At 31.4% G+C, this 20,324-nt stretch carries 20 protein-coding genes and 1 riboswitch; of the genes, 8 read left to right on the forward strand and 12 right to left on the reverse strand.

Annotated elements, in window-relative coordinates; genetic code table 11:
- Positions 1 to 224: 224 nt before the first annotated feature.
- The 8 genes from ACTXGU_RS09035 to ACTXGU_RS09070 form a co-directional block, all read right to left on the reverse strand.
- Positions 225 to 914 carry a hypothetical protein gene (locus ACTXGU_RS09035; RefSeq protein ID WP_443481184.1) on the reverse strand — a complete coding sequence of 230 codons (690 nt, stop codon included), beginning with the start codon at positions 912 to 914 and terminating at the stop codon, positions 225 to 227.
- Positions 911 to 1,543, reverse strand: coding sequence for a hypothetical protein (locus tag ACTXGU_RS09040; protein WP_443481185.1), 633 nt, complete (start codon positions 1,541 to 1,543; stop codon positions 911 to 913). Before ACTXGU_RS09040 ends, ACTXGU_RS09035 begins: the two co-directional genes overlap by 4 nt.
- A complete protein-coding gene (locus tag ACTXGU_RS09045; RefSeq protein ID WP_443481186.1) occupies positions 1,518 to 2,792 on the reverse strand; it encodes a radical SAM/SPASM domain-containing protein in 1,275 nt (424 codons plus the stop codon). The genes ACTXGU_RS09040 and ACTXGU_RS09045 overlap by 26 nt, the downstream gene beginning before the upstream one ends.
- A gap of 115 nt (positions 2,793 to 2,907) precedes the next feature.
- Positions 2,908 to 3,039 carry a hypothetical protein gene (locus ACTXGU_RS09050; RefSeq protein ID WP_443481187.1) on the reverse strand — a complete coding sequence of 44 codons (132 nt, stop codon included), beginning with the start codon at positions 3,037 to 3,039 and terminating at the stop codon, positions 2,908 to 2,910.
- A gap of 91 nt (positions 3,040 to 3,130) precedes the next feature.
- Entirely contained in the window at positions 3,131 to 3,262 is a 132-nt protein-coding gene (locus ACTXGU_RS09055; RefSeq protein WP_443481188.1) for a hypothetical protein, read from the reverse strand.
- Positions 3,263 to 3,471: 209 nt separating this feature from the next.
- Complete coding sequence (locus ACTXGU_RS09060) at positions 3,472 to 4,167, reverse strand: ATP-binding cassette domain-containing protein (RefSeq protein WP_443481189.1); 696 nt, start codon at positions 4,165 to 4,167, stop codon at positions 3,472 to 3,474.
- Positions 4,151 to 5,332 (reverse strand): hypothetical protein, encoded by a 1,182-nt coding sequence (locus ACTXGU_RS09065; RefSeq protein WP_443481190.1) that lies wholly within the window; start codon positions 5,330 to 5,332, stop codon positions 4,151 to 4,153. Before ACTXGU_RS09065 ends, ACTXGU_RS09060 begins: the two co-directional genes overlap by 17 nt.
- A complete protein-coding gene (locus ACTXGU_RS09070; protein ID WP_443481191.1) occupies positions 5,316 to 6,503 on the reverse strand; it encodes a metallopeptidase TldD-related protein in 1,188 nt (395 codons plus the stop codon). Before ACTXGU_RS09070 ends, ACTXGU_RS09065 begins: the two co-directional genes overlap by 17 nt.
- Positions 6,504 to 7,050: 547 nt before the next feature.
- Here ACTXGU_RS09070 and ACTXGU_RS09075 point away from each other — a divergent pair.
- The 4 genes from ACTXGU_RS09075 to ACTXGU_RS09090 are packed head-to-tail and all read left to right on the forward strand — an operon-like array spanning position 7,051 to position 10,882.
- Positions 7,051 to 7,215, forward strand: a complete 165-nt coding sequence (locus tag ACTXGU_RS09075; RefSeq protein ID WP_443481192.1) for a hypothetical protein — start codon at positions 7,051 to 7,053, stop codon at positions 7,213 to 7,215.
- A 10-nt stretch (positions 7,216 to 7,225) separates the two neighbouring features.
- A complete protein-coding gene (locus ACTXGU_RS09080) occupies positions 7,226 to 8,158 on the forward strand; it encodes a polyprenyl synthetase family protein (protein WP_443481193.1) in 933 nt (310 codons plus the stop codon).
- A gap of 5 nt (positions 8,159 to 8,163) precedes the next feature.
- Positions 8,164 to 10,308 carry an ATP-binding protein gene (locus ACTXGU_RS09085; protein ID WP_443481194.1) on the forward strand — a complete coding sequence of 715 codons (2,145 nt, stop codon included), beginning with the start codon at positions 8,164 to 8,166 and terminating at the stop codon, positions 10,306 to 10,308.
- Positions 10,280 to 10,882, forward strand: a complete 603-nt coding sequence (locus tag ACTXGU_RS09090) for a response regulator (RefSeq protein WP_443481195.1) — start codon at positions 10,280 to 10,282, stop codon at positions 10,880 to 10,882. The genes ACTXGU_RS09085 and ACTXGU_RS09090 overlap by 29 nt, the downstream gene beginning before the upstream one ends.
- Before the next feature lie 8 nt (positions 10,883 to 10,890).
- On the opposite strand, the gene ACTXGU_RS09095 is transcribed toward ACTXGU_RS09090, so the two are convergent.
- The 3 genes from ACTXGU_RS09095 to ACTXGU_RS09105 all read right to left on the reverse strand — a co-directional run bounded on the left by ACTXGU_RS09095 (position 10,891) and on the right by ACTXGU_RS09105 (position 13,955).
- Positions 10,891 to 11,088, reverse strand: coding sequence for a Fe3+ hydroxamate ABC transporter substrate-binding protein (locus ACTXGU_RS09095; protein ID WP_443481196.1), 198 nt, complete (start codon positions 11,086 to 11,088; stop codon positions 10,891 to 10,893).
- Between the two features lie 109 nt (positions 11,089 to 11,197).
- The gene (locus ACTXGU_RS09100; RefSeq protein ID WP_443481197.1) at positions 11,198 to 12,397 is read right to left on the reverse strand and encodes a phosphoglycerate dehydrogenase; all 1,200 of its coding nucleotides are present in this window, start codon (positions 12,395 to 12,397) and stop codon (positions 11,198 to 11,200) included.
- A gap of 180 nt (positions 12,398 to 12,577) precedes the next feature.
- Positions 12,578 to 12,656: riboswitch (ZMP/ZTP riboswitch) on the reverse strand.
- A gap of 219 nt (positions 12,657 to 12,875) precedes the next feature.
- Positions 12,876 to 13,955 (reverse strand): ABC transporter permease subunit, encoded by a 1,080-nt coding sequence (locus tag ACTXGU_RS09105; RefSeq protein ID WP_443481198.1) that lies wholly within the window; start codon positions 13,953 to 13,955, stop codon positions 12,876 to 12,878.
- A 230-nt stretch (positions 13,956 to 14,185) separates the two neighbouring features.
- On the opposite strand from ACTXGU_RS09105, the gene ACTXGU_RS09110 reads away from it, so the two are divergent.
- On the forward strand, positions 14,186 to 15,154 hold the full coding sequence (locus tag ACTXGU_RS09110; protein WP_443481199.1) for an aldo/keto reductase: 969 nt from the start codon (positions 14,186 to 14,188) through the stop codon (positions 15,152 to 15,154).
- Between the two features lie 315 nt (positions 15,155 to 15,469).
- Here ACTXGU_RS09110 and ACTXGU_RS09115 read toward each other — a convergent pair whose 3' ends face one another.
- On the reverse strand, positions 15,470 to 16,726 hold the full coding sequence (locus tag ACTXGU_RS09115) for a DUF445 domain-containing protein (RefSeq protein WP_443481200.1): 1,257 nt from the start codon (positions 16,724 to 16,726) through the stop codon (positions 15,470 to 15,472).
- Between the two features lie 175 nt (positions 16,727 to 16,901).
- Here ACTXGU_RS09115 and ACTXGU_RS09120 point away from each other — a divergent pair, with 175 nt between their 5' ends.
- Genes ACTXGU_RS09120 through ACTXGU_RS09130 form a run of 3 tightly spaced genes read left to right on the forward strand, consistent with a single transcriptional unit; the run spans position 16,902 to position 20,212 of the window.
- On the forward strand, positions 16,902 to 18,158 hold the full coding sequence (locus ACTXGU_RS09120) for a cation:proton antiporter (protein WP_443481201.1): 1,257 nt from the start codon (positions 16,902 to 16,904) through the stop codon (positions 18,156 to 18,158).
- A 37-nt stretch (positions 18,159 to 18,195) separates the two neighbouring features.
- Positions 18,196 to 19,527, forward strand: a complete 1,332-nt coding sequence (locus tag ACTXGU_RS09125) for a TrkH family potassium uptake protein (RefSeq protein ID WP_443481202.1) — start codon at positions 18,196 to 18,198, stop codon at positions 19,525 to 19,527.
- Positions 19,528 to 19,555: 28 nt separating this feature from the next.
- A complete protein-coding gene (locus ACTXGU_RS09130) occupies positions 19,556 to 20,212 on the forward strand; it encodes a potassium channel family protein (RefSeq protein WP_443481203.1) in 657 nt (218 codons plus the stop codon).
- Positions 20,213 to 20,324 lie beyond the last annotated feature (112 nt).

The following is a 20,324-nucleotide window of genomic DNA, read 5'->3' on the forward strand; positions in this document are numbered from 1 at the left end:
TAGAGATTTTTTTAATATACTTAAATAATACGAGTTGGCTAAGGGAGCCTGTCTAAGCGTTGAAGGACAGCCATTAATTTTAGAAAATAATATAGATTAATCCTTCTTACATATCTCCTGCTGTTTTATAGACATATCTAAGAGTATATTCGTTCCAATCAAAAATAACTAATCCAAATAATATTGAGAAACTAAAAAGAAGGCAGTCACACTAATCTACATTCCTAATGCACTATTTTTGTACTAGTACTTTTTTTAATCATCTTTGAACTCGCTTTTTGTCTAAACCATTGAATGATATAAGGAAAAACAAGTAATAATAATAAATCAGTAATAATGATTATGACTTTCATATTCATTTCTAGTGTATTAATATGTTTTAAAATAAAATAAGTAGCAGCAATTATTGCTATTAGGATACTATAATGTTTAGAAAAATTCATTCGTAAATTTTTGAATAGAGAACTAATGAAAATAATGAATCCGCAAGGGAGATAACCAATGAAAATAGCATAAAACCAATCCCAATTCCCTTGATTTGGCACTACAAAAAGGAAGTAAATAAATAAAGAAGTTAGTACACAAAAGAAGAAAGAACTCCCATTTGCCAGAAAAAGCTTCTGAATGCGTATTATGGAAAAGGGGACATCTAGTAATTGAAAAACATCTGAATTTACTTGTTCTTCCCGATTTATTTCCTCAAGCACTCCAAATGTAAAGATCACTCCCGCTAAGGAAACAAAAACAGATAACATTAGATTATATGGGAGATATTTAGGTAATTTCCACCATAACAGCGCAATAAAAAATAAAATTAGTAATAAAAATAAGATAATTTTCTTGAAATTAAAGAATAACCGTATATCTTTATAAAAAAAAGCGTTTAAAGTGGATGAAGCATTAATTTTTTTCATTTTCTTTCCCTCTCGTAATTATGAATTCGAAAGCTAAATAACAAGTACACCGCTAAAAATAGAAAAAACATAATCGTATTTGTAACAGTAATATTCATATGTGTTAAAAATAAAGTAAGTATTGGGACTATTAAGATCATTGGATACACACATAATTTTTTATACGTATTTATATACTCCATTAAAGTTACAACAAATAGTATATTTACTAGAATAAATATCCAAGCCACTAACAACATCGATCCGCTTAAATGTACTTTAAAACTCAATACAATGAAATTAAGTAAAAAAAACATACTCCCTACCATTATCTCAAAGGAACTAATAATAAACGGAACAAAATATAGTATGTTTATTTTATCTATTTTTAAAAAATCTATCAGTGTATGATCGGCTTTTCTATGTTCTGATAATAGAAGGAAAGGTATTACTATAGGCAGTATAGTTAATCTTAACAATAGAAATCCTTCCATTAGTAAAAACGCTGATTTTTGTGAAGCGGAATACCATGTAATAAGTGAACTAGCCATTAAGAAAAAAGCTACGCTTCTAATTTTCCCTAAATATAAATAATATTCTTTTTGATAATATGCCTCTATTAAATTAAACAATTGAGTTTTTAATTTCATTATACCACCAGCATTCTTGCACTTTATTTTTCTGTACCATTGTACGCGCAGAACAACCTTCACAAATCTGTTTATTTTCGCATTTTTCACATGAATTTTGATTAGGAGAAGATAACTTAGCAAATTGTCTACCAATTGTTCCTAATATAGTAGTTAAACTTTGATCATATATATTACCCATTTTTAATAAGTGTGGAGCACAAGGATATACATCGCCAATTGCATCAATCTTAAATATTTTATAGCCAGCTCCACAATTTTTTTTAGACTCAGTTGATATATCTATCTCATCTTGAAGAACAACAAAATTATTATGCTTGCTATTCAAAGATTCTATTAGCTTATTTAAACTTACACTATTCCATTTGCTTTCTAGGTCGTTACTAGATGCTCTTCCTTGTTCATTTAAAAGACCTAATCTATATTTGTTAACGCCTTTCTTAAATAATAAATCACATAAAAGTTCTATTTCTGATTTTTTTTGTTCAATTAAACAAGAGGCAACCGTTGTTTTGATATTTTTATCAACTACCTGTGTTACAAACTCAAGAGCCTTTTGAAAAGCTTTTGTTCGTCCCCTTATAGAATTGTGGGTTTCTTCTAAACCATCAATACTAACTTGAATAGATAATTTTCTATTCTTATTTAATAAATTTAGTTTTTCGATAATAGCAGTATTAAAATACGATCCACTGGTGGTGATTTCAACTCCAAAATCATATTCATGTGTTAGTAAATCAAGCAACTCAAGAATATGCTTATAGAATAAGGGCTCTCCACCAGTTAATTGAATAATATTTACGCCTATCTTTTTTAACTCTCCTAGTATACTATGTAATTCTGTCCTACTCATTGAAGGACCATCACCAGCATTTATATAACAATGTTGACATTTTAATGGACATCTCCGCGTTAATTCCAATGTAGCAATAAATGGGCTGTAAAACTCTTTTCCATCGAAAACCTCCCCTTTACACCTGTTTGGAATTTCAGAAAAAACCAATAATTCCAATGAAACTAATTGTTTAAGAAATTCAATAACCTCAATTTCATTAACCTTTCCGTGAAGGTTCTCCAAATAAGTACATATATCTTCTTCAGAATTTTCTCCATTACAAAGAGTTAAAGTATCATAAGCAGATTGATTAACTCTTTGAATTAATAAAGTATTTTTGTCATTATAACAAAAATAATACTCACTATTATTATATTTTTTAATTCTCGATCCATTTTTTAAATAATAGTACACAAAATCGCTCCTTTATGTATATACTATAAGGGGACCCTTAGACGTAGGAATACAGCCTAAGGGTAATAACTATTTGAGGGCTCTTAAATAACAGATTACTTAAGAGTCCAATTTTTTATCCAGCTGCTACTGCAACCCAGCCACAAAGTGTTATTAAGGCTAGCCCTTCTGTAATTACAGGTATGGCAATTTCAGGTTGAACAGCACAAATTCCAACGTTTGCATCTAAAAATTTTGGTGCTTCCATTTTTCTCAACTCCTTGTATATGCAACCTTTTTTTGGTTTCTGGCAAGAATGCTCAATTTTCCAATTAACTTCTATTCACTATTTAATAATTTTAACCAGCTGCTACTGCGACCCAGCTGCAAACTGCTGCTATGGCTACCCCTTCTACAATTACAGGTATGGCAATTTCAGGTTGAACAGCACAGATTCCAACGTTTGCTTCTAAAAATTTTGGTGCTTCCATCTTTTTCACCTCCTTTCATATGCAATGACATTATTATTATCTTGACAGGGTTCCCAATTCATTATCGTTAAATTTTTCTACTTAAAGATTCTAGCTATCTGCTATTGTATCCATCTACAAAATGATTGAAAGACCTCCTTCAGTCATTAAAAAATCACAATTTCCTATTACATAGTACAAATTTCAGCATTTAGGATGAACTTTTCGTTTCATGTTCCCTCTTCTTCCATATTACTTTTTATAATAGATAAATACGTTTCGCGAATATTAAATCCTAATTCGTCTTTATTTCCATTAAACAGCAATTTACCATTATCCAAAATCATGATATAATCGGCAATTTCCTGTACAAAATATAAATCATGTGTTGCTAATATTACTGTCTTTTGATTTTCCGTAAGGCCTTTTATAATTCTAATAATTATTTCTAGACTTTCGGGGTCTATTCCAATTGTTGGCTCATCTAAAACTATGTAATCAGCTTCCTTCATAAGAGTAATGAATAAACCAAGTCTTCGCTTTTGTCCTGTAGATAAATTTTTCACTTTTTGTCTTTTAAAAGAATTAATTTGTAATTGTTGAAAATAGGTATTTAATGTTGATCCAACTTCCTTAATCCCGAACAGTTTTTTATAAAAATTTATATTTTGATCTACAGTTAAATCTGCATAGATAGGATTTTCAGAAGGAAGATAGGAAAAAGTAATATTATTTTTATCTATAGACCCCTGATTCGGTTGAAGAAGATTCAATAATAAACGAATGAACGTAGTTTTTCCTGCACCATTATGCCCTAATACAGTAATAATTCCATCACTTGGAACAGAGGTTGAAAAATTATTAAATATGCTATTATTTTTATCATAAAAGAATGAGACCTTATTAAAATTAATTGCTTTCTTCATCTATAATCTCCTTCAAAGTTAATAAAAACATTTCCCCTTTGCAACAATGTATAGAATTCAATAGATTTAGAACATTCGTGTTTATATGAATTATTCCCAATTCTGTAATCATTGTTATCATACAATCAAGAGTCATATAGTTGACCACAAGATTTAAATCCAATATTTCTAAGTATTCATGTATATTTTTATTTAAATACTTATCTTCTTTAATACATAATTCAATGTTATATTGATTTTCTAGTAAAGATAAATTAGAGTAATTAGCAAATCCAAGACTTTCATCATTATTTATACCAGCATAAAACTCGTTACTAATAAAATTAATAAGTCTACCTTTTTCAAAAATAGGAATAAATTTGGGCATATAGCCATCATCATCTAGATATAGATTTTTAATTGAAATTGTTAATTGATTTTTTAATAATTCGCGATTTTTGTCTTTAAAATCAAAATAACTTTTTTGATTAATTATTAAATGAGCATGAAATGGTAACAAAGCATTATTTATTAACTTGTTTAGTGTTCTTTTATGAATTTTTAAATAATCATGTGTTTTTAATATTGAATTAGATAGTACGTCTTTGTGTACAATTGCTGTAATAATCTTCTTCGTATTTTCTAAGTCATTTATATTTTTAAAATCACTAATAAGAACTGGCTTAGATTGAATTTCTAAATATAGTGCTTGTTCAATAGTAAATATTTCCTGTTCCGCAACTAATGCATTATGTTGATTTATGTATGTTTTGACTTCTTTTTGTATGCTAACTTCTTCCAAATGATACCTAACGGAAGATGGTTGAAAATATTCTATTAGTTTTTGAATATCATCTTTTATCACATACTGTGAGGTCTTATACTTATTTATTTCTTTATTTGCATATCTATTTTTTAAATATTGTGAATGCATCAAATTGTATATTTCTTCACCATTTAAGCTATCCTTGTTTTTTTCTATGCTAATCGTATTAAAATTTGGAGTTAGATAGTGATTCCTATAATACATATTTTTTTCATCTATTCCTATAGAATAACAATTATTAACAGTGGAATTAATTGTCTCCGAACTACTATTATCTAAATTATATATTTTCTTTGAGACAGATTTTTTTATTTGTCTAATAGATTTATTTTTTGATTTTAATTCATTTATTAGTTTCAACAAAATCACCCTGTATGTTGATTTTTTCTATTTCGATATCAGGAGATCCAACAACTACTGGAATTGTTTGTCCCATCTTATGACATAAAACTGGTTTCCATTCAAAATTGGATGAATCTCCTATATAAACTACGTTTCTTAACGTCTCTATAGAATTTCCTGTAATTAAAATATTATTTGAAAATAAGGATTTTCCATCGTCATGAATTAAGTATCCTTTACCTTGTAAAAAAAATTGTTGTGTTGATGGTATTACTTGTCCGTTATAAATATCAGTTATAATGACATAATGATTATTATTTCCTATACTAATTGAATTTCCATGATTAAATGGCTTAATGAAGGTCGCCCTCATTCTTGGTAATAACTTAGAATATATACTTTCTCTTCTATAAACACCTTTATTTCCTTCAATAATTTCTTTTAAACTTCCATTCTCTATTAACTTTATTGCTGCTAATTTTGTACCTGCATCATCATAACGATTTAAGTTAAGTGCATTCTCATAACGTAAAGGTGTATCTTCTACTGATAAAAATTGTGGGAATTCTACATTTTTAAACACATTTTCTAGTTTATAATTGTAGAAATAATCTTCTTCAAGTAAATGTCCTACAGTTTCATGAATAAAATATCCTCCAGTAGCCTTTGTAAGTAGTATATTTGTTTGTAAAGTTATCCTTTTTGTTTCATTACGTAAGTAAATTAACTCTTTTCTAAATTCTGCAATTAGGCTGGAAAAGAAATCGACAGTTAAACTAGAAAGTTCAATTTGTTTAAAAACTGTATTTTTTTTATTTTTCTTATCTGTTAATATGATACGAGCAATATTATATTTTCGATCATCAACTTTGAGAAAATTGTCAGAGCTAATTTCTAGATAACTCTTTTTATTGTTAATATATACGTTTAAAAAAATATCCTCTTTTTGTAATTTTTCCCATGTCTCACAAATAAATTCTTTCAAACTCAATGTTAAAATAGAATTTTTTTCTTCTACCATACTCTCGATAAAATCTTCCGGGATATTAATTTTTTCAATAGGCATCGTTCGGGTTAAAATGTTATTATTTAAAAAAACAGTTGAAGCAGATGTACAATGAAAATCAAAAAATAATTTTCCTTTGTATAGATTCCCGATTTCTTCGCACTCGACTTGTTTTTGCCTCATGTAATCACCTTTTTAACATATTGTTATAACTAAATTGATAGAAATTTCAAACAGTACTCTTAATTATCTTCTCATTAAAAATACAAAACAAATTTTCAAAAAAAAACCTTCTTTATAAAAGTGTGTACTTACACCCCAAAATGTATTTAGCAGGAGAATTACTTGAATTAATATCATAGTTATAAAATATTTATTTCTACATCTCTCTTTACTTTTTTATAATAATCTTCCTTATTTTCAGCAAAAGAAACATGTTATGATAATCTTGTAGTAATTCATCTTCATTTTGTACAATTTGAATATAACAAATTACCTTTAATCTTTTATCCGTATTTCACGCAAAATAATAACCATTCAAAAAACAGACACAAATTCTATTTTATCTCTATGACACCATTTTCCTATTTTCTCTTTACAAAATAATGTAGAATCCAAACTATATTTCACGCAAAATATTTTTTTAAAAGTGATTTTTTGTAGAATAAAAAGGGGAAAATCTGTTATTATTAAACTAGGTAATCACATACATATTTAGGAGGTAATTAACATGGATGAAAGATTATGGGACATTATTAAACTACTATCAGAAAGAGAAGAAATTGCTTCAGCAGATATGGCACTTGCTGAAGAGTATTTAGACCCTAATGTATTTTCAATATTAAAAGCACACATTGAAAAAGGGATTACAATGATGGTAGACCCTTGGTTATAATGGTATACAAATGAATATAAAAAAAAGTATAAGTACTTATCTTCATGGCTATTTGAATAATGATGAATTGGATAAAAATATACAACAAGTGGTTTATGATCTTTTACATATAAAAGGAAAAATCTTCAATGATGAAACTTATTTTACATGGAGTGAATTTTTCTACTATGCATCCTCCATTTTTTTAAATGAGGATGTTCATCAACAGAAAAAAATCGCATATGCAGGAGCTGTTGAATTTCTTATTTTAGCCACAGACATTATCGATGATATTGTAGATAATGACAGTGAAAGTGAGATTTTAACAAAGCTACCAACTCCAAAAGCTCTTACTATCTCCAATGTATTATTAATGGAATCATTATATTTGTTTCTACAGTATTCAAAAACAAATACAATTCAAGAATTTTATAGTATTATCTGTAATTTAAGAACTGCAGCTATGGGACAATGGAAGGATATATCTTTTACTATTTCACAAAGTATTCCTACTGAGGCTGATTATTTTGCTTTAATTAAACAAAAATCAGTTTCTTTAGTTCGATTAATTTTCGAGCTGCATCATTTAACAATCGAATCTAGATGGGATATGATAGCTACTCACATTGGAATTGCAGGTCAATTAAAAAATGATGCTAAAGATATTCTCATTGAATCGAAAAGTGATTTAATTAATAAAAAAGCAACCTTACCTCTAATAAAAGCTTTAGAGTTTAGTAAAGAAAAAGATCAAGACTGGCTGCTTAAAACCATTCTTCAAATGGACTCTAACAACAAAGATTTGATAAAAAAAATAAGAAATTATATTCAGAAAACGGGTGCTATCGATTATTGTTTAATTTTATCTAAACTTCATATCAACAAAGCAATTGCACTGCTTAAGAATCAAAGTACTAATAACAAATCGCAAATGGAAGCACTCATTAAATATCTTGATAGGTGAGGATTTTGAATAAAAAAGTTTACCCATTAATGCTTATATTACTTTTTTTTGCTCTACATATATATAGCCTATATAAGTTTATAAATTTAAAAGAAGCGAACGGTTTAGTAAGTTTATGGAAAAATCCCATTTCATTTGATTCTTTAAGCTTTATCCCGACTATCATCTCTCACTATATTTCTTTGTTTTTGATCGGATTATTTTTTATTTGTGTTGGGCTTTATTGTTATCTAAAAAAAACAAAATCGATGGTAACCTTACATTTTTTACATATAATGTATGTAAGCGGATTCGCTATCAGTCTCTCTATTCCATCAAGTAAGGGAATATTTTTAGCTAAGATATTCGAGGCATTAACGGTTAGCTTTTCCCCTTATTTTTTAATGCTTTTTTTTGAGTACTTTCCTGCTTCCTCTAAACCAAACGTTTTTAAGAAAATAAGATTATTTATTATGTGTATTGCTATCACAATCAGTGGAAGTATCCTAACTTTAATCCTTTTTAAGCTACATAACTATGCTGTATTTCATCAATTAGCTATAACTGGTATTGTTTTCAATTTCACTTTGTCAGTCTTTGCTTGTATTGGTCTGATCTTCTTACATTTAAAATTGAACTCTGCAAAGGTTAAAAACCAACTTTATTTTTTAATTGGTAGTCTAGTTATTTCTTTTTTACCTGTACTTTTATTTAGCCTTATTCCAGAAGATATATTCTATCTACCGAATATGCCTTATTACTACAGTCTCAATTGCATCATTATATTTCCTATAACTTTAGCTTATCTCTTAACTAAACAGGAAATCATTGACTTTAAAATCAGCCTAAAATGGCTATTTTATAAATTGGTCACAACATTATTATTGCTTCTTTTGTTCAATACATTAGCATCTTTCTTTTTCAATTTAACAAGAACATCTTATTACCAATTAAACATTTTTATTATTACCATTCTCGTCGTTAATAGTGGAATTCAAAAGGCCCTAGAATTGTTAAAAAAGAAAAAATGGAAGAATAAAACAGACATGGTTCAAAGAGAAAAACAAATAATTTTTCAGCAACTATTACAGGGACAGCATATTGCCACCTGTGCTCGACTGTTAATCGATTTAATTCAAAAAACGATTAAGGTAGACAGTGCCTACATAATTTGGAACAAAGCAACACCTATTGTTCTTGCTAAAACTGAGAGTTTTATAGATATCAACGAAGTAATCCAACAACTATCGAACAGTACAAATAAAAATTATTTTCGAATAAATTTATTGCATATATTCCCCCTAGAAGTAAAGAATGGAATAAAAGGCTGGATGATTATTGGTGAAAAGGAAAACGCTGCAAAAGTGGCTAAAGAAGAACTTTTTCTATTAGAGAAAATAAAATTGGAAGCAATTGCATTATTAACAAACACTGAATCACTGTATAATATCGAAACGGAAGTAAAAAAATCTCAAAAAGAAGCTTTAACCGTAGAAAAGATCAATCAACTGCTTTTAATTGAAAAAGAGGAGGAAAAAAAGCGTTTATCGATTTTTCTTCACGATGAAGTTCTTCAAAACATCATCCTTCTTTCAAATAAATTCGTTTTGTTGCATCAAGAGGAAATAATAGAGGATGAGGCCAGGCTAGAAATAAATGAAATGTTTTCTAATTGTATTTATGAAATAAGAGAAATGTGCAACGAATTATACCCTGTAATGGTTGAGGACTTAGGACTGGAACAAAGTGTTCAGGCACTAAAAAGGACACTGCAAATGAACCATAATATTCAGATTCAAACAGATTTCCAAATTTATTTAAAAATGATTCCTAAATCGCTTTCTATACACATGTTTCGAATCATAAAGGAGCTGTTACATAACTCTATTAAACATGCAGACTCTTCTATCATATGCGTTTCCATAAAAGAGAATCATGATTCATTAAACATTCATGTTAAGGATGATGGCAAAGGTTTTGAAGTACCAAATGATCTATCTAGCTTATCCGAAAAAAATCACTTAGGTTTGCTATCCATACAAAAACGTGTAAATCAACTAAACGGAACACTAGACCTTTATTCAGAACTAAATTTAGGTACCAATATTACAATTACTCTTCCAATAGAATGGAGTGAGATGAATGACAATAAACGTATTATTAGTAGATGATCATAATTTAATGTTAATGGGTTTAAAGCAACTTTTAGAAAAAGAGCAGGATTTACATATTGTTCATACGATATCCGATCCTTCGACTCTTGAAACCGATATACTTACCTTTCATCCAGATGTACTAGTAATGGATATTAAAATGAAAGCTTATAATGGAATTGAGCTAACCAAAAGAATGAAACAAACTTTCCCTGAATTAAAAGTTGTCATCCTATCTGGTTATGATTATGTGGAGTACATCGAAGCGGCTCGTAAAGCAGGAGCTGATTCTTATGTTACAAAAGAAAAATCAAACATAGAGTTAACAGAAGCAATTCGACAAGTGTATCAAGGTAACAAACTATTTCCTAACTTTTATTCTGCACATATCGGCGAGCAGCTTACTGCGAAAGAAAAGGAAATCTTAACATTAATTGCAGCTGATTTGACAAACATAGAAATAAGCAACGAATTAAAAATCAGCAAAAGAACTGCCGAATATCATATTTCATCCATTATTCGCAAGCTAGATGCTGATTCTAGAGTAGGAGCTGTAGTAAATGCAATTAAACAAGGATTATTAAATGTTTAAAATTTGTACTAAGGATTCCTATCCCCTGGCGAATATAATTTCATCTTATTAAAGCATTTTTCACAAATTATTTTTCCTTCATTTTGTAAAAATGCTTTAACTTCTGTCATCCCTCTGCTTTTTGGATAACGCATCTTCACATAAATTTCTTCATATGCGTGAATTTCTTTGTCACAAACAGAACATTTAGCAGTAACTTTAAACAAAACTTATTCCCTCCTTCTTTATCTTTTTACGAATTATTCCATAAAAAGTTTCAACAAATTAAAAAAAGCCCCAACCCCTAAAAGGAATTGAGACTTTATTATAGTTTGCTTAAATAACACGAGTTGTAACGATGCCTTCGATTTGTCCGATTTTTTCCTTTAATCCAGGAATGATATCGCCATTTACTTCATTTTCAATATCAATCATCGTATACGCATATCCATCACGGCTTCTGTTCACCATATCAGCAATGTTTAAATTATAGCTTGAAATTGCAGATGTAAGCTGGCCAACCATGTTTGGAACGTTTTGATGGAAAACTGCCACGCGTTTTTTTCCTGTATATGGAAGATAAACGTTTGGAAAGTTCACTGAGTTTTTAATATTTCCTGTTTCTAGATAATCCTTTGTTTGACGAGATGCCATAATCGCACAGTTTTCTTCTGATTCTTCTGTAGAAGCTCCTAAATGCGGAACTGGAATAGTGTTTTTCATTTTTAACACTTGCTCATTTGGGAAGTCCGTAATATACTTGCCGACTTTTCCACTTTCAATTGCAGCTTCCATATCCTCTTCATTCACAAGTCCACCACGTGAGAAGTTTAAAATAGTAACGCCATCCTTCATGATGCTAAATGTTCCTTGGTTAAACATTTCTTTTGTATCAGCAGTTAACGGAACATGGACCGTAATAAAATCAGAATTAGCAAACAATTCTTCAATTGACATAGCACGCTGAACATTGCGTGACAAGTTCCAAGCTGTATTAACAGAGATGAACGGGTCAAACCCAATAACATCCATATCTAAATCAAGAGCAGTATTTGCTACAAGTGCACCGATTGCACCCAACCCGATTACACCTAGCGTTTTCCCCTTCACTTCATTTCCAACAAATTGTTTTTTTCCTGCTTCTACAAGCTTTGGAATTTCTTCACCTTGATCTGCTATTGTCTTTGTCCAAGCAACACCATCAAAAAGGTTGCGAGATGAAGCCATTATTGAAGTTAGCACCAATTCTTTTACAGCGTTAGCGTTAGCACCAGGTGTATTAAATACAACAATTCCTTGCTCTGTGCATTTGTCAACTGGAATATTATTGACACCAGCACCTGCACGCGCGATTGCTTTTAAATTATCGCCAAGTTCAATTGAATGCATGTTAAAGCTACGAAGAAGAACTGCATCTGGATTTTCGCTATCATTGTCGATCGTATAGTTATCATTATTGAATACTTTAAGCCCGCTTTCGGCAATATTATTTAACGTTTTAATAGTTTTTACTTTTTCAGCAATTGTTGATGTCATTTTAGTTCTCCTCTTCTCATTTATGATCGTTTTTAAATTACTAAATAAATGCATAAGATTTAGGTCCGGGATCTAGCCACTATTCAACTTTGATGAAATAATCTATCTTTTCCATTAAAAGTAGTATCGACTTAAATATCCCCTCCTAATAAGCAGAAAGAGGCAAGGGATAAAATCCCTTACCTCTGCCCAGGCGAACGGCTACGACACTATGTGCTCCCTCACGGTTATCCGCGTTTCGCCAGTCACACATAGCCTTTTCAATTACCTTAACTTTAACAAATTCCTGAGCATTCTTCAACCTCTATTTAAAGTTTTCCATATTTTTATTTCTTAGGCTAAGTGTTGCAGTTAGAATTTTACTGTTTGATTATAGCATAACTTAATAGAAGATTACTATGCGAATTAGTAAAGTTATGAATTTACTGATAATCATCATATAAATAGTAGAAAGGACTTAAGATTTTAGAACAATAGTCTATTCCAAATACTTCATTCTATTATAAGCATAAATCATTTTCATCAAAATTAGTGACACGATGACAATAAAAACAATCGCGGCAAAAGGCAATAACAAAGGATATCCGAAAACATTAATAACTTCAAAATTTTTAAATAAACCACTTACTTTCATTAAACCATAGGAAGTAAAGCAAAGGATTATTTTTGCAATTTTCGAATATGCATCCAAATCAATCCAGATAAAGTTTATATAAACAAACCCGCTAACAGCAAAAGAAATAAATGCATTTTTAGACAACGATGAAACGAGCAGAATAAATAAGCAATAGCTGATCGTTGCAATGAGTTGAATTCCTAGCTGTATAAAATAATATTGCCCCATTGTTAGAGCATAAGGAGATTCATAAAACGAATATACATATTGAAGAAGTGATGACCATCCAAAATGACCATTACAGAATTTAATTAAACATAATGCATATAAATGAAAAGTAATACAGACAATTGTTGAAAAAATAACCGCTGCTAATATTTTTGCCGTAACGATCTCTTTGCGGCCTTTTTCAGCGCTTAAAATCAGCTGATCCACCCCAGTTGTATTTTCGATTGAAAAGATGCCCGCTAAACCGATCGTAATCAGTACAGCTATTAAAATAGCAATCGTTTCCGAATAGTAAATTAAATCCATCAACCCTATATCTTCATAATAAACTGGTTGTGAAATGTTCTTTAATAACTCTCTTTCCATTATACTTTTACGATATTCAAATCCTTCCCCTTTAAGCGAAGACAGTTTTTCCTCAATCACTTTCGTCCGCTTATCTAAGTTTTGAAGAATTTGGACATTGTTTACCATTTCCCCATAAATTTCTGATGGTATCTGTGATTTTTGTTTATCATTAGCAGTGCCTGAAACCATTGAAATAACTTCTTCTGGTATAGGTCCTTCATATTGCGCTTTATTAGTTGTTTTGTCTTCAAAAGAAGCATTACTGATAATTCCTAATGACAAATATCCAAATAGAAAAATACTCAAAAAATAGATTGGCTTTTGCTGAAATATTTTATATAACTCAAACTTCAATAATTGTTTCATACCATTTCATCCTCACCAAAAGATTTATAGCCGTTTCACTGCCATTTTTAATTTCTCTTACTAACTCCTCGTCTGGTATCATTGTTCCACCACAATTAATAGAACGAGACATGGATATAAAAGGTTTTAAAATCTAGTAGTTTTTTTGAGGTTATTAGCGAACGATGATTTGAAAATAATCATAGGCTTAACAAGCATATCTTTTCTGCTTTTTCCCTAATTTTGCTAATATGAAAGGTGAATCAAACAAAAGGAGATGCTGCTCTGTGACGAAACTTACGAAATTAGGAAAATCAGATTTATATGTAAATCCAATTGGTCTTGGGACAAATGCAGTTGGAGGGCATAATTTATATCCTAATTTAAATGAAGAAGAAGGCAAAAACCTTGTACGTACAGCTTTGAACAACGGCATAAACTTTTTGGATACAGCTTTTATTTATGGACCAAAGCGTTCAGAAGAATTAATCGGAGAAGTAATCAAGGAAATTGGAAAACGTGAGGATGTTGTAATCGCTACAAAAGGTGCTCATAAGTTTGTTAATGATCAAGTAGTGTTTGATAACTCTCCTTCCTTCTTAAAGCAATCGGTTGAAGATAGCTTAAAACGCCTTCAAACAGACTATATTGATTTGTACTACATCCATTTTCCTGATGAAGCAACACCGAAAGATGAAGCGGTGGGTGCTTTAAAAGAGTTAAAGGATGAAGGGAAAATTCGATCGATTGGTGTATCCAATTTTTCTTTAGAACAATTAAAAGAAGCAAACAAAGACGGCTATGTTGATGTTATTCAAGGAGAGTATCATTTACTTCAGCGAGATGCGGAAAAAGAAATGCTGCCATATACTGCCCAAAATCAAATTTCCTTTATTCCTTACTTTCCACTAGCTTCCGGTTTATTAGCAGGAAAATACAGCAAAGAAGACACCTTTAATGACTTACGATCAAACATGCCTCATTTCCAAGGGGAAAATTTCATCAAAAACTTAGAAAAAGTCGATCAGCTGCACCCTATCGCAGAAGCCAAAAATGCAGAAATAGCTCACATCGTTTTAGCATGGTATCTAACGAAAGACTCCATTGATGCCATTATTCCAGGTGCAAAGCGATCAGAGCAGGTTTTAAATAATCTTCAAACGTTAGAAGTTCAATTATCACCAGAAGATATCAATAAAATTGATCAGATTTTCAAATAAAAACGTTGCTTAAATTTTTGTCAAATAGGTGGGCAACATGATGAATAAGAACTGTCCATAAGTGAACTGCACCCTAATTTTTAGGCAACGTTGAGCCGTACCCCGATTGTTAGACAAAAAATCTAATAATTGGGGTTTTTTAGGTAAGGTGTAGGAATAGCCGTTTTCTACTTCCATCCGGCGAGTTTCCTTTCTTGTCCGGCGGATTTCTCCTTTTGTTCAACTTTTAAAGCATAAAAAATAGAGGCTCCCACAAAAGACCGTATAATACGGCTTTTGAGCACCCTCTACTAAGACTTTTTATTAATTATTCTCTTACACAATCGCCTTAAAAATAGCTAAGACAATTCCAATTAGAAAACCGCAAATAGCACCATTCACTCGAATCCATTGCAAATCTTTCCCGACGTTTTGTTCCATTAAATGAATAAGCGTTTCATTATCTAATTTATCGAGATTTTCTTTTACAAGCATACCTATTTTGCTATGATTATTTTCAATAAAATAAGAGATTTGTGCTTGAATCCAATTTTCCATTCTATCTAATTTTTCAGGATCAGCTTTTATTCCATCTATAAAGTCTCGAATAAATGTAAGCACATGCTTCTCTATAAATTCTTTATCTTCTGTTAGCAGAAGCAATTTATTCTGAAACTGTTCCAAGCTTTTTGTAATTTGCTCTGTTGGACTCCAACTGCTTACCATCTCATCTTTCCATTCATTTATATCTGCTATCAGCTCTGCTCGATCTTGCACACTTTCCAATTCTTTGTGAACTCGAGCAAGAATCAAATGGCGATATGGATTATCACTCTCTTGTAAAAGAGCGATTCTTTTCAGAAAAAATGGTTGAAGCATATTCCCAAGCTTCTCCTCATTAATTAAATTGCTAAACGAATGAAGAGCCATCTTTAAAAAGCCATCTGCTTTCGTATTGTCCAGCATTTGTTTCGCCATTACCCCAATTTTTCGTTTTGTATCTTCTTTTGCCAGCCACTTTTCCGTCTCCACCAATACATAATTCAGCGCTTTTTCGTCCAAATTTCGATTGATCGCTTGATTGACAAGCGACTGTAGAAAGTTCTTTACATCAAACGAAAGAATATGTTTCTTTAGCTCCTTCTCGATAATTGGTGCAATTTTTTCTGGATTCACATAGCTAATAGCCTGATGAAGCATCGATCCAATCCTTTTATAAAAGCCATCTGAATTCAATTCTTTCTCTGCAATTTGCAATAATTTGTCTGTAAATTTTATTTGTTTTAATTTCTTCTGGATGCTTTCTTTTGTCAGCCAATTATTTTCAAGCATGGAAATAAGACCGTTGACCAAAGTAGCACGCTTTTTTGGAAGCAATGCAGTGTGTGGAATCGGAATGCCAAAAGGGTGGCGAAAAAGAGCGGTAACAGCAAACCAATCGGCCAGTCCTCCTACTAGCCCTGCTTCAAATCCTCCTTGTAGCAATCGGCCTATTATTGAATCTTGAAAAGGAATAGTGAGGAGAAACCCAGCTCCCATTATTCCTAATGAAATTTTTGCAAAGTATCTTGATTTATTCTTTTGTTTTGACATCGTAATTAACTTCCTTCAAATATTAATTTTTTCACTATACTATAGAATAACATTTTTCTTATTTATAGTAAAAACATCCATTATTTTTAATGACATTTATCTTCAATAAATAATTATTTTTTAAATGTGCAACATAGGTAGTATGGAAATTGGAAGGAATGAAGGAGGAGAGATAATGGAATCAAGTGTAATGAATATTGTTCAACATGAACTATATATGTTGACGATGGTGTTTATTTTTGGACTTATTGCAATGAAAGCAGCAGAACGTATTCATATTCCTGATGTAGCATTGTTTATGATTGTAGGTATTATTTTAGGCCCAACGGTTTTAAATTTAATAACAGCACCAATTGAATCAGTTTCTTATCAATTCATTATTGTACTAGGTTCTATCTTAATCCTATTTGAAGGCGGCAGAGCCATTCAAATTTCCATTCTTAAAAAAGTATGGTTGACCATATCCCTTTTATCTATAGTAGGTGTAGTTGTTACCGCAATAGTTGTTGCAATTAGTGCCTATTATTTATTAGATCTTCCACTTTTGTATGCTCTTTTATTAGCATCTGTGATTGCATCTACAGATCCTGCAACTTTAATTCCCGTTTTTAAACAAGTTGCCATTAGGGAAAAAGTAAGGCAAACGGTAGAAAGCGAATCTGCTTTTAATGATGCAACAGCTTCCATTTTAACTTTTACCTTATTAGGTGTTATTCTTGGACAGACAAAATTATCTTTATCTTCTAGTGTATGGAGTTTTTTGCGTGAAGCTGGCGGCGGAATTATTATCGGAATATTAATTGGCTTCATTGGTATATTTCTGACTGCTGAACATAAGTGGGGATTATTGCAAAAATACAGTTCAATAGTAAGCATTGTTATTGCCATTAGTGCTTATTTGACTGCAGGGGTTATCGAAGCTAGTGGATTTATGGCTACTTTTACAGCAGGACTTATTCTAGGGAATCCACAGCTGTTTCGTTTTCAAATTACACAAGAGACTAATTTAACTGTCTCTCGCTTTTCAGAAACATTAACTTTACTTCTAAGAACACTTATTTTCATGCTGCTAGGAACCCAAGTAGATTTTAACGTATTAAGTCAATTTTGGATGCAAGGGATACTGATTGTATTTATTTTTATGTTTGTTGCTAGGCCGCTCACTGTCTTATTGTGTACTTTACCAGACCGAAATGCAAAATGGAGCTGGAAAGAAATTGTCTTTATGTTCTGGGTTCGTGAAACAGGCGTTATACCAGCTGCTCTTTCTGGAATGATTGTCGCTGCAGGGGTTGACTATGCAAATAAAATTTCTTCTGTTACCTTTATTGCCATACTTGTAACTATTCTTTTGCAAGCAAGTACAACTAGTTTTGTTGCAAAAAAGCTGGGTATTATTTTAAAATCTCCTATGAAGGGAGCAAGAAATTAATTGTATTTAAAAAATCCATTTAGTTAGGAAGATTAAAATGAAAAAAATGTATTTAGATCCTCCAAAGATACTAGTACTAGGCTTTGCGACAATCATCATTATTGGAGCTATTCTTTTAACCCTCCCCATTGCTACGGTTGATGGAGAAGGATTATCTTTTTTAGACGCATTATTTACAGCTACATCTGCTACATGTGTAACAGGGCTTGTTGTAGTAGACACAGGATCTACCTTTACTCGATTTGGACAGGCAACCATTCTGTCCCTTATACAAATTGGCGGACTAGGATTTATGACGTTTGGAACATTAATCGCTTTTCTTTTAGGAAAAAAAATCTCACTAAAAGAAAGATTGCTGCTTCAGGAATCATTAAATAACATTTCAATTGAAGGAATTGTGAGGTTGGCTAAAAGAATTTTAATTTTTACTGCAGTTATAGAGTTTGTCGGAGGTGTCATCTTATCTTTCCGTTTTGCTCTAGATATGCCGATTGGTAAAGCCATTTATTATGGTTTTTTCCATGCTATCTCCAATTTCAACAATGCTGGTTTTGATTTAATGGGAGAGTTTAGAAGTTTAACCCCCTATGTAGATGATCCAATCGTAACCTTAACTGTTTGTGCTCTTATCACACTTGGGGGCATAGGTTTTATTGTTATGAATGAAATTTATGAATACCGTCAAACCCGTCGTTTTTCTTTACATACGAAAATAGTTTTGATAACTAGCTTATTTCTTACTATTGGTGGGACGCTCCTAATTATGCTGTTAGAGTATTCAAACAGTAAGACCTTGCAGCCTTTATCCTATTCTGGGAAAGTACTAGCATCATTTTTTCAATCGGTTACGCCTAGAACAGCAGGCTCTAATACATTGAATATTCCAGACTTGACACAGCCTACTTTATTTCTGATCATTTTCCTTATGTTTGTTGGGGCATCTCCAGGTTCGACAGGCGGAGGGATTAAAACAACTACTTTTGCAACATTATTAGGTACAGTACGAGCACAGATAAAAGGGAAAGAAGATGTTATTTTCTTTCGAAAGCGGATTGCTTTTGACACGATATTTAAAGCCATTACCGTTACTTTTAGTGGCGCATTTTTGGTTGTAGTCATCACTATGCTGCTGTCTATCACAGAGACTGGAAAAGATTTTTTAATGATTTTATTTGAAGCTACTTCTGCATTTGCCACGGTAGGACTCTCCATGGGCTTGACCCCTGAGTTGTCTCCTATTGGCCGCATACTTATCATTTTTACGATGTTTGCAGGAAGAGTTGGACCTTTAACAATTGCATTCGCAATTACAATGAGACGCAAACCGGATCCTTTCCGTTATCCAAAAGGGAAAATTATGATTGGTTAATTAAAACTTTAAGGAGTGTAAAGATTATATGCCAGAACAACAATATGCTGTCATTGGACTAGGACGTTTTGGGTCCAGCGTTGCTGAAAAATTATTCGAGGCTGGACAACAAGTAATGGGGATTGATATTAAGGAGAAGCGTGTTGAAGATGCAGGTTCATTGGTTACTCACGGCGTTGTTGCAGACACTACGGAAGAAGAAGCGCTAAAATCTATTGGAATACGAAATTTTGATACGGTAATCGTTGCAATTGGAGATGATATGCAAGCAAGTATTTTAACTGTTTTACTCTTAAAGGAATTAGGAGTAAAACAAGTGATCGCAAAAGCGGTGAATAAAAAACACGGAAAAGTTTTACAAAAAACAGGAGCTGATTGGATTATATTCCCTGAAAGAGATATGGGTGAACGTGTTGCTCATCAGCTTTTATCTCCAAATGTTTTAAATTTTATCGAACTTTCTAGAGATTATCATATTGAAGAAATAAAAGTTCCTTCATTTATGATCGGAAAAAGTTTAAGTGAACTTGATGTGCGTGCTCAATATAACTTAAGTGTCATTGCCATTGTTAGAAACGGAGATATTATTATCACTCCATCTCCTGAAATAAATATTCAACAATCCGATATTTTGGTCGTGATCGGGAATACAAAGGATTTAACAGCTTTTTCGAGGCTTGATTAGCAATCTGTACTCCTCCTTATTTTTGAACAATTTATGACATCTGCAGAATGGTGATTTATATCACTATGCTCGATAAAAATCAAATGTATGCTTATTGTATCAATGAATGAGG

Source organism: Niallia sp. 01092, from assembly GCF_052318935.1.
Lineage (GTDB): Bacteria > Bacillota > Bacilli > Bacillales > Cytobacillaceae > Niallia.